The organism is Cupriavidus phytorum, assembly GCF_003254285.1.
In the GTDB taxonomy this organism is placed as follows: Bacteria; Pseudomonadota; Gammaproteobacteria; order Burkholderiales; family Burkholderiaceae; genus Cupriavidus; species Cupriavidus phytorum.
On the sequence record NZ_QKZN01000002.1, the window covers coordinates 188013 to 200498 of the forward strand.

The following is a 12486-nucleotide window of genomic DNA, read 5'->3' on the forward strand; positions in this document are numbered from 1 at the left end:
CTGGTGGGGATCATTCCCCGCTCACTTGCTGTGCCACCGACAGCGCCACGGCTACCGGCCGCACCCACACCGGCGTGGCCGAAAGCATGAACGTCTCACCGGTCTCCGCCAGCAGCAGGGTGGTGCCCATCACCTCGGCAATAGCCTGGGCGGCGTCCGGTGGCACCGCGTTGCCGATCCGCTCGCGCCAGGCCTGATCGCTGAGACCATCCAGCTCGAGGTATTCCTCCGGGTCGATCAGCGACTGGATCGCGGCCAGCTCCAGCGTGGTGAAGGGGCGGTGCCAGGTGCCGTCCAGCGCGCGGATGATTGCCACCAGCTTGTCGTTCGCCGCCGGCAGGCGTGGGTCTGCCACCGACCACCGGCCGTTGTCATGGCCAGCAGCTGCCGATACCGCGCCGCTGGGCTGATCCCAGCCGACCACGCCGTAGTGCCCGCCCGTCAGGTAGTGGTCGCCGCGCTCGCGCCGCATGCCCGGGCGCGGGTCGGCCACCGCATAGGCCCCCTGGCCGGTGTCGCTGCGCGCGATGACCGTGCCGGCCGGCTCGTCGTAGCCGGTGATGCGGTACTTGCCGGCGCCCTCGAAGCCCGTCGACGCGCGCGGATCCTGCACGCACTGACCCGTGCCGTGGGCGCTGGTGACGGCGCCGGCGGCCTGCTGCCACGGCACGATGCGAAACTCGTTGTTGTGCTTGGCCGGGCCGGCGTGGCGCGGGTCGGCTACGCTGAACGTGCCTTGGCCGGGGTTCGTGCCGGCGGTGATGGTCCCCGCGGTCTCGCCCCAGCGAAGCACGCCATACTGCTGGTACTGCGCTGCGTTGGCCGGGCCGCGCGGGTCAGCGATGGAGAAGGTACCGTTGCTGGGCAGCGATTCGCCAGCCACCGCGCCGGCATGCTCGTGCCAGTCCAGTACGCCCAGCGCCCCGTTGCGACGCTCAGGCATGATCAGGTAGTCCCGCAGGTGGCCGTCGACCACCTCGAGCCGGTTCAGGCTGCGCCAGTCGCTGCCGGCCTCCACGAAGGCCAGCCGCACCCAGGTCTTCCACTGCAGCGACGGCACGCGGTGCATCGGCCCGCCGGCGGCGTCGCCAGGCTGCGGCATGCGGCCCAGCACGGTACCGACGCCCTGCAGGCGCCGCAGCTCGGGCTCATACAGGAAGGCCGGCACCTTCTCCATGTGGCGCGCCACCAGGAGGAAGCGCTTGCGGCTCTGCGCCAAGCCGCCGATCTCGCCACAGTCGTGCGTGGTCTCGTTCACCGCATAGCCGTAGTGCCGCAGGATCTGGTTGATCTGGTCCAGCAGGTGCCGGCCGCGCGTGGCCAGCCGCGGCACGTTCTCGAACACGATCAGCTCGACCGGGTCATCCTTCCAGGCCTCGCACATCAGCCAGACGCAGCGCAGCGTCAACTCGTTCAGGGCCTGGTACTTCGGCGTGCGGCTCAGGGCTTCCGACAGCAGGCCGCTGGCGCCCTTGCAGGGCGACGAGATGAACACGCAGTTGGGCCGCTCGTTGCCGGCGGCGCGCCGGATGTCGACGGGCATGGCCTCGCGCCAGCCGGCCGGGGGCTCTTTGCCGTGGAAGGCCGTGTACTGCTGGCGGGTGAACAGGTCCATGACCGTGCAGGGCACGCCCACCAGCTTCTGGAAGTCGCGCGCGGCTGCCGGGTCGACGTCGATGCCGCCGATGCAGCGCCACTTCGCCACCATGTTGCCGACGCGGGACGCTGCCTTCTTGAAGCCTTTTGCGCCGCCGCCCAGGCCGCAGCAGAAGCCAAACGTCTTGTACTCGCGGACGATCATGCCTTGCCCTCCTTGCTGGCGCGCAAGGCGGCGCAGACGGCGATGTACGCGGCAGCCGTGCGCGTGCCCGCGACTTCATGAGCCGGCAGTTCTTCCAGCAGGGACTTGGCACCTTTCAGCGCGTCCAGGATCAGCGCATCCCTCGAATCGTCTGCGCCGGCAGAGGGCGACATATGCTCAGGCAGCGGCGAGTGCTTCGGCTTGGCGGCCTGCTTGGCGCGGATCTTCTCAACCATGGTCCAGATGCGGGCCAACTCAGTTTCTCCGGCCGCATGCATGTCCAGGCCCTGCGCGTGGCACAGCGCCGCAAGCGTGACTATGACGCCGCCGGCCTCCTGGCCCTTGTCGCCGACCGGGCGGCCATAGACGTAATCGACGAGCTGGTGCGCCTCGCTGGCCGTGGCGCCGCACGCCTGCACCAGCTCCAGCGCCTCTTCCAAGAAGCGGTGATTGCGCTCTTGCTTGTCGCCTGCGATCTCGGCCCCGAAGCAAGCCAGCATCCACGGCTGTACGCGCGCTTGAAAGGGCTCTGCGGGCTGGGCGGCGAGTAGGGCGCGGGCAAGCCTCCACCCGACAAAGCGATCCTGATCTCGTTGATACCTATACATGCCTGGATGGCGCCCAATGTCTGGCCTGCTATATCCAGCCTCGACCATTGCGGCTTCAAAGGCTTCGCAATCGACTAAAACTTCGGCGACGGTCGAATCCGTCAGCGCGGCAGGCGATGCGCTCGGCGCCGAGGTGGTGGCCAGCAACGCCTGCACATCAGCGAAGCGTACCCAGTCGCCACTGGCGTCGTTCACCATTGCTGGGTGGTGGTTGAGCGCATCGTCATTGAGCGCCTTGTATCGTTGCAGTTCCATACCGCTCTTCCCAGTCATTCCTGATCCTTGATCGTGGAGAGGAAGGCCGCCATCGGCCCGAACTTCACCCAGCGCGACAGCGGCTGGTGCGGGTGCCTGACCGCTGCGCACTTGAGCTCGCGCGCCAGCTTCTCCAACTGCGCGATCTGCAGCGTCATGACCGCGTGGGCCTCCCGGCTGATGGCCAGCGCTTCCTCCGCATCGGCGAGTTCACGGGGTTTGATGTGTGGCGTAGCGAACTGCTCCCGCACGAGCGCCAGGCCTGCGAGCGCATCCTGCGCGGCGCTCGAATAGAAGTTGTCGCACTGCAGGACCCGATCGATTGCGACGACTACCTCCTGCGCGGAGGGTAGTCCGGGCGGGATCGGCGCCTTGCCAATAAGGCTGGCGCGCTCGGCCAAGGCCTTGCTGTTCTCCGCGGTGCGGATGAGGAAGCCAGGGATGCTCATGATTGCTCCTTCGCTTGCGGATCGGTCAGGACGATGACCGGGCAGCGAAGCCGCGCATGAACCAAGTGGTTGTGGGTGTAATCGTGAGCGTGCTCAGCCTTCTGTAGGCTGAAGCCGTTGCCGAGCAACCAGGCTAAAGCTGCGTCCGCATCTCTAGAACTCACGTGGATGAAGTGCCCACATGCGTGTATGCGCTCCGGAGCGAACTCGACGCCAGCGTAGTGTGCGGGCGCCAGGATCGCGCCCAGGGTGTCGAGGTCGTCGGCCTGATCTGCGATCTTGCGACGGTCGACGGCTGCCTGCGCGTCGAAGATTTCGAAAAGGCGTTCAGAGAGCTTCATGCTGCTTTCACCTGGACATTGCGCGCCCCACACAGCAGGCCGCGGTTGATGGCCGCGTCATGAGCGGCCCACCAGCTGGCGAAGCGGCCCGTATAGACGCACTGACGGTTGATGAAGATGCGGAAGGTCACGATTGCCTCCAGATCGGGGTGGCGGTAGGCGCGTCCAGGTTGAGAACGGTGTAGGCCCCGCACAGGGCAATGAAGCCCACGGCGATGCCAATCCAGAAGAGAAGGGCGCGGAGGAATTTCACGCTGCACCTCCCGCGCGGCGGATGACTGCCTCGCGCTCATGGGCGCGCGTGATTCCCTCGCCGTCGACCTGGTTGCGAGCATTGCGTTCGGCTAGCATTGCCACCTGGCTGATGGAGAGCAGGCCCAGCATGTTTCGAATGATTCGGTGGGACGCCTGCAGCTCGCGCAGCAGCTCGGCGCGCGAGTTGTCCAGTACGGCCTGACGGATGGCGGCTTGATCGGGCGTCACGGCTCAGCCCCTTGCGCCGCGAATGAGGGACACGGCCAGGACAACCACCAGTGTCCAAACCATGATGCCGATACCTGCGAGAACTTCCATGTGTGCCTCCATCGGTGAGCTGATGGAGGTGATTAAACACAATGTTTAAACGTGAGTCAAACAAAATGTTTAGTTTCGGGCGAAAAAAAGCCCGCCTGGTGGGCGGGCCTCTCTGCACGGGATGGGGGTGCGCTGATCAGCGACTGCTGATGGCAGGCTCGGGTTTGGGGGCGCTCGCAGCTGCGCAACCCTTTTCCTTGGCGGCCGCCTGCAACTGCTGCGCCCGCTGGTCTGCGCTTTCGACAGCTTCCGTATAAGCGATGTGGTTCCCGATGCCGAAATTCCATGGCACGAAGTCACGTGCATCGAGCCGCACAGATTGCCCTTCGATCTTTGCCCGGAAGCCTTGAACCTTCGCCTGCTCAAGTTCAATCTCACGGCAGGTCAGCGTCTGTCTCTCGAAATCGGTCAGGGGCGCCTGCGTGCCGTAGTTTTTTGTTGCGCAGCCTTGGGCGGCGAGCAGGGCAAGGCCCGCCACAACGATATTCTTCTTCATGGCGCAGCTCCTAAAGCCTGGTCTTGATTTTGCGCGCGGGCACTGGGTGTGCGACGTAATACATCCACGTGATGTCCCCCGGCTCGAAGGTGAAGACCTCGGGGTCGTTATAGCTTCCCAGCCGGACGCCTTGCCGCTTTGATAGCAGGCGCTTGATCATTGTTTCACCGCTATTCAGCCGGACAAGGACGTCATCCTCCAGCTCGGGCTCGGTACCGGGCTCCACCAGCGCAAACTCACCAGGGTTGTAGCGCGGAATCATGGACAGGCCCACCACGGGCGTCAAAAAGGCGAGGGGGTCGGCACTGGCGACCTCCGCGTACTGTTGCGTTGCTCCCACGGGATAGTCTCCGTCCGTCCAAATCCGGTCCGGGAGGCCGCCTTGGGCACGTCCTACTACCGGGATTGGACGGTATTTCGTTACGTCCGCGATGTAGGTAAGGGGTGTCGGGTCCGAGGGTTCAGTCTGCTTCTTGGGTGACCTTGTTTCCTTCTTCGCGGGTGGCTTCGGCCGGGGGTCATCGAAGACCACGGCTTTCGGGGCGCCCTTGCCCATGATCAGCCATACAGCGCTATAGCCGAACGCCTCCTGGATTCCCACTGCCTGGTCGAGCGTGATCGTCTTGATCTCGCCGGACAGCCATTTGGCGACCGCGTCGGGCGTGACACCAGCTGCCTTCGCTACTGCCTGCGGCTTGATGTCCGGCTCTTCGAGCACCAGGCGCATCCGCTCGTCCAGGCCATTCTCGGTGTCGTTGGCGGTTCGGATCGACGGGTCATGCGTCATCGAGCCCTTGCCTGTCTGGAGCCAGGTCGCGCTGCAGCCGATGTGCTTCTGCGCCTCGATCATGCCCAGGCGCGATACGCCACGCCTCTCCCAGTTGTTGATCGTTTGCTGGGATTGGTTGAGCGCTCTCGCGACGTCCGTCGGCGTCTCGAGATTCTTCAGGGTGCGTGCTGCCTCGTAGAGGCGAACCATCGTTGCGTGCATGCGCGCGATCGTCTCACAAGTAAACACTTCGTTGATAAACAAAGTGTTTGCTTTCTCACTAAACGTGGTGTTTAATGCCGGCATGGAACCCGACGCCTTTATCGCTATGGATCGTGAATTGATTGATCGCCTGGGCGGCCCCGCCAAGGTCGCTGAGCTGCTTGGCTTCGAAAAGAAGGGCGGCGCCCAGCGCGTGCACAACTGGAAGGAGCGCGGCATTCCGCCGGCAGTAAAGCTGGCCCATCCGGATGTGTTTCTGAATCAGCCGATGCCAGCCAAACAGCCCGGGCCCTAGTCAGTGAGCGAGCTTCCGCAAGCCGTGCTCGTAGGTCAGCAGCTGCAGGGAGTTCAGTAGTTGGAGGGCCAGCGGGACCGGTATGCATAGCTCGCTTGGGTCGCCCCTGTCGCCGAAGTGCAGGGTCACAAAACCGTGATCCGAATTGGTTCCAGGGGCGAAGGAGAGGCCGTCAAGCCGGTCCATCAAACGAAGTCGTCCATTTTCCATGTGGGCACTCACAGAAGTAGGTAGGGCGGGATCCCCCGCAACAGTCCGCGGAAAGCCGCGGTTTGATAACTGCAGCGTAGATGCCATCCAACCCAACTGCACGCAGCGAAGTAGGGGTGGGTTTGGGCGGCGCTGAGTCACCTTGAGCAAGGCACCATGACAACCACACTTTCGCCGGCAAAGCTTGAGCAAGCTGTCCGGATGGCGCTTTCCTCCGAGCGGCGGAAGGAGCTGATGGACCTGATGGGATGGGACAGCTCCGACGTGAGCCGGATCCTGGCCAATTCGCAGGGCATCCCTCTCAACAAGATCGACATGCTGACAGGGAATTGCGGCTTCGCCCTGGTCACGAAACCCTATTTGGACGCGATCAGCACGCTGTGCCAGGTCGGCGCTTCATGCCACTGCGCGCGCGAGGGGTTTGGTGAGTGTGGCTCTGGCCTTCGGGGGCGGGCATGAACGATCGTCTGACCCCCGGCGGGGCTTACCGCATGCCGAGCGGCCGCCGCGCTTTCTACGCGCGCTACGTGGCCGCCCAGAAGGCCCACAAGTTCGTCTACGAGGACGACGGCACGGACATTCGTCACCGCGTCTTCCACCTGACCGAGAAGAACCTCCGCCTGGCGGTGCCGGAGGTGGGCGAGTGATTCACGAGCTGATGCCGCGCGCCGCGCTGCGCGAGGAGGGCGCCGAAGCCTTCCGCCGCGGCCTGGCAGCGGAGGACAACCCGCACTGGCCACCGGGCACCGACGCCCACCTGGAGTGGCATGCGGGCTTCAAGGATGAGCAATACCGGCCCAAGTCGGCCGAAGAAGCATAGGAGAGGGCATGCAAACCGCTGTCGCTCAGACCAGCATCCGCAACTACGACCGGATGCGCACCACCGGCGAACTGGGCCGGGTCCAGCAGGAAATCATGGATGCCATCGGCATCTATCCGCGCGACTACTCGCTGCAGGAGCTGGCGCAGGCGACCGGCCTGGCGATCAACACCGTCAGCGGCCGGGCCAACGAGCTGCGCCAGAAGGGCAAGCTCGAGCAGGGACCGTCGCGCGCGTGCAAGGTCACCGGCCGAACCATTCGCCCGGTCCGCAGACCGCATCCGCAGGGGAGCCTGTTCTGATGATTTTCCGCAGCAAGAAGCTCCTCGAGGCCGTGCGGGCCTTTCCGTGCCAGCACTGCAACCGGCAGGACGGGACGGTGGTGGCAGCGCACTCCAACCAACTGAGGGACGGCAAGGGCCGCGGCATCAAGGCCCACGACTACCGCATTGCCGCCCTGTGCCACCGCTGCCACGCAGAGCTGGACCAGGGCGCCAAGCTGAGCCGCGCCGAGCGCGAGGAAATGTGGGAGGCGGCGCACCGGAAGACGGTGGGCCTGCTGTTCGAGGCGGGCCTGGTAAAGGTGGTCGCATGACGGGGCGCTTCTCAGTCCATTGCGGCGACTGTCGCGAAATTCTCCAAGGGCTGCCGGATTGGTCGATCGACAGCATAGTCACAGACCCGCCGTACGAACTAGGCTTTATGGGCAAGGGCTGGGACAGCACGGGCATTGCAAATAGTCCCGCGATTTGGGCGGAATGCCTGCGCGTGCTTAAGCCTGGCGGGCACCTCTTGGCGTTCGGCGGCAGCCGCACCTATCACCGCATGGCTTCCGCGATTGAAGATGCCGGGTTCGAGCTGCGCGATCAGATCATGTGGCTGTACGGTTCCGGCTTTCCGAAATCACGGAACCTCGGCGGCGACTGGGATGGCTGGGGCACCGCGCTTAAACCGGCGCATGAGCCCATCTGCGTCGCGCGCAAGCCGCTGGCCGGCACGGTCGCAGCAAACGTCCTGGCGCATGGCACCGGTGCGCTGAACATCGACGCGTGCCGCGTGTCAACCGGCGAGGTGCTGCGCGCCGGCACCGGCGGCATCCCTTGCCGGCACGACGAGAGCACGCCGCGCGGCCGATCCGGTGAGGCGAGCGCCGATCACCGATACACCGACGCCGGCTGTACGAATTTCGCCATGAAGCCTGGCCCGCGCGGCGGAGACGCGGCCGGCCGTTGGCCAGCCAACGTCATCCACGACGGCAGCGATGAGGTGCTGCAGGCATTCGCTAAGTTCGGCGAGCGAGGCGCCTCGGCACCGGTTGACGGCACCGAGGCGAGCGTCGCCAGCGCCGGCCGCGTGACAGGCAAGCGGGAGCGCGTCGCCGGCGCCTTCCACGCCGACACCGGCACGGCCGCACGGTTTTTCTACTGTGCCAAGGCGAGCCGCACCGACCGAAACGAGGGATGCGAGCACATGGAACGCAAGCCGCTGCATTGGTCGAGCGGCGACGCGAACCCGGGCTCCTTCCAATCGGAACGCACCGACAAGACGAGCCAGAACAATCACCCGACGGTTAAGCCTACCGAGCTCATGGCCTACTTGTGCCGGTTGGTTACGCCTGCCGGCGGCCTGGTGCTGGATCCATTCATGGGCAGTGGCAGCACGGGTAAGGCAGCTATGCGGGAAGGGTTCCGTTTCATTGGCATCGATATGACGCCGGCATACGTCGAGATCGCCCGAGCCCGCATTTCCCACGCGTTAACAATGGTCTGCACGCAGTCGCCGCGGCAGGCATCGCTGTTTGAGGTTGCCGCATGAGCACCATCATCATGTCCCAGTGCTGGCCGCTGGAGGGTATGTCCATCGCTCAGAAGGCGGTGCTCATCTCCCTGGCCGACAACGCCAATGACCAAGGGGTTTGCTGGCCCTCCATTCCGACGATCTCCAAGCGGGTTTGCGCCTCGGAGCGCGCGGTGCAGAACGCCATCAAGTGGCTGGAAGCTGCCCAGGTGGTGACGGCGAATCGCTCGAACGGCCGGCACACCAGCTACACCGTTAGCCCTGCAGCATATTCACCCCCACAGGAGATTCACCCCCGCACGGCGTGCACCGGCGCAGGAGATTCACCGGCGCAGGAAATGCACCACACCCCCGCAGCAGATGCCGGGGTACCCCCGCAGGAGATGCGCCAACCCCCGCACCAGGTGCCGTCTAACCGTAAAGAACCTCCAAAGGAATCATCAGGGAACCGTCAGGGCGCGCCCGCGAAGAGCGGAAAGGCAGCGAAACAGTCGGCGCTGTTCGAGCGCCTGTGGCAGGCCTACCCCCGGAAGGTGGCGAAGGCGGACGCCGAGAAGGCATTCGCGAAGCTCGGTGCCGATGAGGCGCTGGTCGAGCAGCTGCTGGCCGCGATCGCCAAGCAATCGGGCTGGCCCGAGTGGCGCGAAGAGGGCGGCAAGTTCATCCCGCACCCGGCGACGTGGCTGAACGGCAAGCGCTGGCTGGACGAGCCGGCGCCGCAGAAGCCCGCCGGAGCGTCTGGCACGCCGGCAGGCGGTGGGGATGCGACCTGGTGGGAGTCGGCCCCGGGCATCGAAGCGAAGGGCGCCGAGGTGTGGCGGCCGCGCAAGGCCGGCGAGGAATTCCAGCGCTACAAGGTCGGCGTGTTCAAGGCTGCCGGTGATGGTCCTTGGCGCCAGGCGCTGCTGGCGGATCTGCTGCGTACCAAAAGCTCGGTCTACGCCGACGTGCACGCGTTCTTCTACGGCCATCCACCGACTGAGGGGCAGGTATGAGCCTACGAGTGGTTCCCATCGCGTTTGCTGACGCCAATGCGTTCGTGCGTCGCTTTCATCGGCACCACAAGGCGGTGACGGGGCACAAGTTCAGCGTAGCTGTCGCCGATGGCGTGGGTGATGTGCGTGGCGTTGCTGTGATCGGCCGGCCCGTGGCCCGCGCGCTCGACGATGGCCTGACGCTGGAGGTCAATCGTTGCTGCACCGATGGCGCCTTCAATGCGTGCTCGATGCTCTATGCCGCCGCTTGGCGCGCTGCACGCGCCATGGGGTATCGGAAGCTGATCACCTACACGCTGCCGCCCGAGGGCGGGGCCTCACTACGCGCTGCCGGATGGCGTGTGGTCGCCGAAACGAAGGGCGGTTCATGGAATTGCCCGAGCCGGACACGTGAGGACCACCACCCGCTGCAGGGAAAGCTGCGCTGGGAGGCGACGTGATGGGCATGTGGGGAAGGTGGGGCAATGCGAACCGACGAGGCGTGGCGGCACGAATGCGAGGTCAGGTGGGTAATCAGCCTGGCGCCGCCGGCGATCAAGGCCTACTTGATGGCGGTGGAGAAGAAGCGGGGCGCCGCGCCGGCGGAAAGGCTGCGGCAGGACGCCCGGGCGGCATGGGAGGCAAGGAGCCGAAGCCGAGCAAGTACCGCAACACCCGGGTGACCGTTGGCGGCGAAACGTTCGACAGCCAGCGCGAGATGGAGCGGTACCACCACCTGCGGATCCTGCAGCGTGCCGGCCGGATCAGCGAGCTGGAGCGCCAGGTGGTGTTCGAGCTCGCGCCGGCGGTGGTGGTGCAAGGGCGGAAGCGCCCGCCGCTGCGCTACGTGGCTGATTTCGTGTACCGGGAGGCTGGCGCTGCCGGGCTGACGGTGGAGGACGTGAAGGGGGCCATCACCCCGGAATATCGGATCAAGCGGCACCTGATGGCGGTGAAGGGAATCCAGATCAAGGAGGTTCGATGAAGGTGAATGGGGTGGTGATCCCGATTGGGACTTTGGCCGGTGCCAGGCAATACATGCAGTCGAAGAGCCGCTTTACGGCCGCCGAGATTGAAGCGTTCATTAGCTCGTCCTTGTCTCTTTGCATGGACAAGGCAATCGCGCGAGATGCTGCCTATCGTGCAGCTGACCGCCTGTTGCAGCAGGAGAGGAAAGGGGGGCGGATCGCTTACAGCCGCGGCTACTGGTCTGCCGTCGGGGTATCGGAGGCCCGGACGTGAGCGCTGCGGATATTTGCGACGTGTTCTCGGTGCTGGTGATGGGCGTGATCGTCGGCCCGATCTTGTGGGGGATGCTGCGATGAAATGGACGGAAGAGGACGTGGCCCGACTGCGCTCCCTCTGGACGACTGGCAAGTCGTTTCGGGTGATCGGTGCGGAGCTGGGCCGCTCAATCGAATCGGTCTACCGGAAAGGCAAGGAACTGGGTTTGGGCTCGAAGCCCTTCCACGGCGAAACGTCGCCGACCTGGTTTCTCCTGACTCGGGTTTGTCTGGACCGCCGCGGTCGGACGGTGCATGAGATGGCTAAGGTCACCGGCGCCAGCCGTCACACCATCGACGCGCTAATGCGCACCAAGGAAGCCGCCGGCGCTGCCCATGTGGTGGGTTGGGAGAAGCGCGCCGGCTCGCCCATCCCCCTCTGGCTGCCGTTCCCGGGGAAGAGCAAGCCGAAGCCGCGGGCCATGACCAATACCGAGCGCTGCCGGGCGCGCCGGGCCAAGCTGAAGGAAGAGGATCCGCTCGCCTACAAGGCGCTCATTGACCGCAACACGGTGAACCGTGCCCGCCGAAACGGCAGCGTGCGAAAGCAGCATGCGGTAGTGCGGGCGCTGTTCGGCATGGGAGCGCCGGCATGACAGCGCAAAAGGGTGGCGCGCTGGCGCGACTGGCCGGCATGTGGTGCGGCAACCCGGACTTCTGGCGCTTCGTGGCGAGCCGAACCCGGAAGCCATGCGAGTCAGCCGCGGGAGCCCGGGCTTTCGTGCTCCAGGTGAGCGGCATCGAGTCACGCGCGCAGCTGGACCACGTGGCCGCGGCCGAAGCCAAGTTTCACGCCGGCGTGCGGCTGCCGTACATGCGCTGGCAGCAAGGCGTAAGGGATCAACGACAAGACGGGGGAAAGAGAGGATGAACGCAGTATTCGCCGACACGCGCCAGGCGCTGTATGTGGCTCACATGGTGATGGCCCTGCCGCCGCGGCAGAAGACGCCATTCCGGACGGCGCTGATCCGGGCAATGGAAGCCACGCCGAATCTGACCGGTATGCAAGAGGCCTGGCTGGAGCAATTGCGCGGCTCGCCGTCGGACAGCACAGTGGACTTCGGTGGGCTGACCAGCGACGAGGTGCGCGGCCAGTGCGCCATGGTGATGTCGGCAGTAGATTCGAAGCTGCCGGCGCCGGAGCGGGCGGTAGTGCGCGCGCGCTTCACGCCGGCCGAGTACGAGGAGATCGGAGCAGGCGGGCAGCGTCATCGCCGCTACTTCTACGGTCCCGGCCGCGTTGAGGGAATCCGGTACCTGGCCGACTGGTTGGCGCATGGCAGCGCTATCACCGGGCCGGCGCTGGATATGCTTGTGGCAAAGGCCTTCGCCAACCATGAGCGCCTGGCGGTGAGCTTCCGCGACATGGCGCAGTCGTTCGGCGGAAACCACATGACCTATGCCCGCGCGTTCCCCAAGATCCGAGAGCGCCTGCGAGAGTTGGAGGCTGTCGCCGTCTCGCGCCTGGATGATTATTTCGCTGCCATGGGTTTGATCACTCCTGCTGGAGTTGAAGCTTGACAGGCTGTTACAGCGGCCCTAGAATTTTCCCAAATTGCAGAGTTACGCCCAAAGCCCCGCCGGAACCGAGCG

23 protein-coding genes are annotated in these 12486 nt (G+C 65.3%); 15 read left to right on the forward strand and 8 right to left on the reverse strand.

Annotation, left to right across the window (positions count from 1 at the left end; all coding sequences use genetic code 11):
• Nucleotides 1–10: 10 nt before the first annotated feature.
• From C7416_RS06185 to C7416_RS06215, 8 genes are all read right to left on the reverse strand, one after another.
• Entirely contained in the window at nucleotides 11–1801 is a 1791-nt protein-coding gene (locus C7416_RS06185; protein ID WP_111517632.1) for a DNA cytosine methyltransferase, read from the reverse strand.
• Complete coding sequence (locus tag C7416_RS29285) at nucleotides 1798–2664, reverse strand: hypothetical protein (protein ID WP_258400944.1); 867 nt, start codon at nucleotides 2662–2664, stop codon at nucleotides 1798–1800. Before C7416_RS29285 ends, C7416_RS06185 begins: the two co-directional genes overlap by 4 nt.
• Before the next feature lie 14 nt (nucleotides 2665–2678).
• Nucleotides 2679–3113, reverse strand: a complete 435-nt coding sequence (locus C7416_RS29290; RefSeq protein ID WP_258400946.1) for a hypothetical protein — start codon at nucleotides 3111–3113, stop codon at nucleotides 2679–2681.
• Nucleotides 3110–3454 carry a hypothetical protein gene (locus C7416_RS06200; RefSeq protein ID WP_111517633.1) on the reverse strand — a complete coding sequence of 115 codons (345 nt, stop codon included), beginning with the start codon at nucleotides 3452–3454 and terminating at the stop codon, nucleotides 3110–3112. The genes C7416_RS29290 and C7416_RS06200 overlap by 4 nt, the downstream gene beginning before the upstream one ends.
• Nucleotides 3451–3585, reverse strand: a complete 135-nt coding sequence (locus C7416_RS29295; protein WP_022539353.1) for a hypothetical protein — start codon at nucleotides 3583–3585, stop codon at nucleotides 3451–3453. Before C7416_RS29295 ends, C7416_RS06200 begins: the two co-directional genes overlap by 4 nt.
• A 118-nt stretch (nucleotides 3586–3703) precedes the next feature.
• Nucleotides 3704–3937, reverse strand: a complete 234-nt coding sequence (locus C7416_RS06205; RefSeq protein ID WP_111517634.1) for a hypothetical protein — start codon at nucleotides 3935–3937, stop codon at nucleotides 3704–3706.
• Nucleotides 3938–4163: 226 nt separating this feature from the next.
• Nucleotides 4164–4523: a hypothetical protein gene (locus C7416_RS06210; protein ID WP_111517635.1), complete on the reverse strand. Its 360-nt coding sequence runs from the start codon at nucleotides 4521–4523 to the stop codon at nucleotides 4164–4166.
• A gap of 10 nt (nucleotides 4524–4533) precedes the next feature.
• Nucleotides 4534–5514: a LexA family transcriptional regulator gene (locus C7416_RS06215; RefSeq protein WP_165835122.1), complete on the reverse strand. Its 981-nt coding sequence runs from the start codon at nucleotides 5512–5514 to the stop codon at nucleotides 4534–4536.
• Here C7416_RS06215 and C7416_RS06220 point away from each other — a divergent pair.
• The 15 genes from C7416_RS06220 (at nucleotide 5513) to C7416_RS06285 (ending at nucleotide 12414) form a co-directional block, all read left to right on the forward strand.
• A complete protein-coding gene (locus C7416_RS06220) occupies nucleotides 5513–5809 on the forward strand; it encodes a hypothetical protein (RefSeq protein ID WP_243419600.1) in 297 nt (98 codons plus the stop codon). The two genes, C7416_RS06215 and C7416_RS06220, sit on opposite strands and share 2 nt — an antisense overlap.
• A 366-nt stretch (nucleotides 5810–6175) precedes the next feature.
• Nucleotides 6176–6478: a DNA-binding protein gene (locus tag C7416_RS06230; RefSeq protein ID WP_111517639.1), complete on the forward strand. Its 303-nt coding sequence runs from the start codon at nucleotides 6176–6178 to the stop codon at nucleotides 6476–6478.
• Nucleotides 6475–6666, forward strand: coding sequence for a hypothetical protein (locus C7416_RS28850; RefSeq protein ID WP_146604249.1), 192 nt, complete (start codon nucleotides 6475–6477; stop codon nucleotides 6664–6666). The genes C7416_RS06230 and C7416_RS28850 overlap by 4 nt, the downstream gene beginning before the upstream one ends.
• Nucleotides 6663–6839, forward strand: coding sequence for a hypothetical protein (locus C7416_RS29090; RefSeq protein WP_181461157.1), 177 nt, complete (start codon nucleotides 6663–6665; stop codon nucleotides 6837–6839). Before C7416_RS28850 ends, C7416_RS29090 begins: the two co-directional genes overlap by 4 nt.
• 8 nt (nucleotides 6840–6847) lie before the next feature.
• The gene (locus C7416_RS06235) at nucleotides 6848–7141 is read left to right on the forward strand and encodes a helix-turn-helix domain-containing protein (protein ID WP_111517640.1); all 294 of its coding nucleotides are present in this window, start codon (nucleotides 6848–6850) and stop codon (nucleotides 7139–7141) included.
• Nucleotides 7141–7434: a DUF1364 family protein gene (locus C7416_RS06240; RefSeq protein ID WP_111517641.1), complete on the forward strand. Its 294-nt coding sequence runs from the start codon at nucleotides 7141–7143 to the stop codon at nucleotides 7432–7434. The genes C7416_RS06235 and C7416_RS06240 overlap by 1 nt, the downstream gene beginning before the upstream one ends.
• The gene (locus C7416_RS06245) at nucleotides 7431–8654 is read left to right on the forward strand and encodes a DNA-methyltransferase (protein ID WP_111517642.1); all 1224 of its coding nucleotides are present in this window, start codon (nucleotides 7431–7433) and stop codon (nucleotides 8652–8654) included. The genes C7416_RS06240 and C7416_RS06245 overlap by 4 nt, the downstream gene beginning before the upstream one ends.
• A complete protein-coding gene (locus C7416_RS29235) occupies nucleotides 8651–9631 on the forward strand; it encodes a helix-turn-helix domain-containing protein (protein ID WP_220085015.1) in 981 nt (326 codons plus the stop codon). Before C7416_RS06245 ends, C7416_RS29235 begins: the two co-directional genes overlap by 4 nt.
• A complete protein-coding gene (locus C7416_RS06260; protein ID WP_111517643.1) occupies nucleotides 9628–10071 on the forward strand; it encodes an XF1762 family protein in 444 nt (147 codons plus the stop codon). The genes C7416_RS29235 and C7416_RS06260 overlap by 4 nt, the downstream gene beginning before the upstream one ends.
• Before the next feature lie 24 nt (nucleotides 10072–10095).
• On the forward strand, nucleotides 10096–10293 hold the full coding sequence (locus C7416_RS29425; RefSeq protein ID WP_419951036.1) for a DUF7696 family protein: 198 nt from the start codon (nucleotides 10096–10098) through the stop codon (nucleotides 10291–10293).
• The gene (locus tag C7416_RS06265; RefSeq protein WP_111517644.1) at nucleotides 10245–10595 is read left to right on the forward strand and encodes a DUF1064 domain-containing protein; all 351 of its coding nucleotides are present in this window, start codon (nucleotides 10245–10247) and stop codon (nucleotides 10593–10595) included. The genes C7416_RS29425 and C7416_RS06265 overlap by 49 nt, the downstream gene beginning before the upstream one ends.
• Nucleotides 10592–10852, forward strand: coding sequence for a hypothetical protein (locus C7416_RS06270; protein WP_111517645.1), 261 nt, complete (start codon nucleotides 10592–10594; stop codon nucleotides 10850–10852). The genes C7416_RS06265 and C7416_RS06270 overlap by 4 nt, the downstream gene beginning before the upstream one ends.
• A gap of 79 nt (nucleotides 10853–10931) precedes the next feature.
• Nucleotides 10932–11489 (forward strand): hypothetical protein, encoded by a 558-nt coding sequence (locus tag C7416_RS28855; protein ID WP_146604250.1) that lies wholly within the window; start codon nucleotides 10932–10934, stop codon nucleotides 11487–11489.
• A complete protein-coding gene (locus C7416_RS06280) occupies nucleotides 11486–11764 on the forward strand; it encodes a hypothetical protein (RefSeq protein WP_146604251.1) in 279 nt (92 codons plus the stop codon). The genes C7416_RS28855 and C7416_RS06280 overlap by 4 nt, the downstream gene beginning before the upstream one ends.
• The gene (locus tag C7416_RS06285; protein WP_111517648.1) at nucleotides 11761–12414 is read left to right on the forward strand and encodes a hypothetical protein; all 654 of its coding nucleotides are present in this window, start codon (nucleotides 11761–11763) and stop codon (nucleotides 12412–12414) included. Before C7416_RS06280 ends, C7416_RS06285 begins: the two co-directional genes overlap by 4 nt.
• Nucleotides 12415–12486: the final 72 nt, after the last annotated feature.

Bases quoted from the DNA above. Each gene is read 5' to 3' on its own strand.
- C7416_RS06185 (WP_111517632.1), bottom strand. From the start codon at position 1,801: ATGATCGTCCGCGAGTACAAGACGTTTGGCTTCTGCTGCGGCCTGGGC.
- C7416_RS29285 (WP_258400944.1), bottom strand. From the start codon at position 2,664: ATGGAACTGCAACGATACAAGGCGCTCAATGACGATGCGCTCAACCAC.
- C7416_RS29290 (WP_258400946.1), bottom strand. From the start codon at position 3,113: ATGAGCATCCCTGGCTTCCTCATCCGCACCGCGGAGAACAGCAAGGCC.
- C7416_RS06200 (WP_111517633.1), bottom strand. From the start codon at position 3,454: ATGAAGCTCTCTGAACGCCTTTTCGAAATCTTCGACGCGCAGGCAGCC.
- C7416_RS06210 (WP_111517635.1), bottom strand. From the start codon at position 4,523: ATGAAGAAGAATATCGTTGTGGCGGGCCTTGCCCTGCTCGCCGCCCAA.
- C7416_RS06220 (WP_243419600.1), top strand. From the start codon at position 5,513: ATGCGCGCGATCGTCTCACAAGTAAACACTTCGTTGATAAACAAAGTG.
- C7416_RS06215 (WP_165835122.1), bottom strand. From the start codon at position 5,514: ATGCACGCAACGATGGTTCGCCTCTACGAGGCAGCACGCACCCTGAAG.
- C7416_RS06230 (WP_111517639.1), top strand. From the start codon at position 6,176: ATGACAACCACACTTTCGCCGGCAAAGCTTGAGCAAGCTGTCCGGATG.
- C7416_RS28850 (WP_146604249.1), top strand. From the start codon at position 6,475: ATGAACGATCGTCTGACCCCCGGCGGGGCTTACCGCATGCCGAGCGGC.
- C7416_RS06235 (WP_111517640.1), top strand. From the start codon at position 6,848: ATGCAAACCGCTGTCGCTCAGACCAGCATCCGCAACTACGACCGGATG.
- C7416_RS06240 (WP_111517641.1), top strand. From the start codon at position 7,141: ATGATTTTCCGCAGCAAGAAGCTCCTCGAGGCCGTGCGGGCCTTTCCG.
- C7416_RS06245 (WP_111517642.1), top strand. From the start codon at position 7,431: ATGACGGGGCGCTTCTCAGTCCATTGCGGCGACTGTCGCGAAATTCTC.
- C7416_RS29235 (WP_220085015.1), top strand. From the start codon at position 8,651: ATGAGCACCATCATCATGTCCCAGTGCTGGCCGCTGGAGGGTATGTCC.
- C7416_RS06260 (WP_111517643.1), top strand. From the start codon at position 9,628: ATGAGCCTACGAGTGGTTCCCATCGCGTTTGCTGACGCCAATGCGTTC.
- C7416_RS29425 (WP_419951036.1), top strand. From the start codon at position 10,096: ATGCGAACCGACGAGGCGTGGCGGCACGAATGCGAGGTCAGGTGGGTA.
- C7416_RS06265 (WP_111517644.1), top strand. From the start codon at position 10,245: ATGGGAGGCAAGGAGCCGAAGCCGAGCAAGTACCGCAACACCCGGGTG.
- C7416_RS06270 (WP_111517645.1), top strand. From the start codon at position 10,592: ATGAAGGTGAATGGGGTGGTGATCCCGATTGGGACTTTGGCCGGTGCC.
- C7416_RS28855 (WP_146604250.1), top strand. From the start codon at position 10,932: ATGAAATGGACGGAAGAGGACGTGGCCCGACTGCGCTCCCTCTGGACG.
- C7416_RS06280 (WP_146604251.1), top strand. From the start codon at position 11,486: ATGACAGCGCAAAAGGGTGGCGCGCTGGCGCGACTGGCCGGCATGTGG.
- C7416_RS06285 (WP_111517648.1), top strand. From the start codon at position 11,761: ATGAACGCAGTATTCGCCGACACGCGCCAGGCGCTGTATGTGGCTCAC.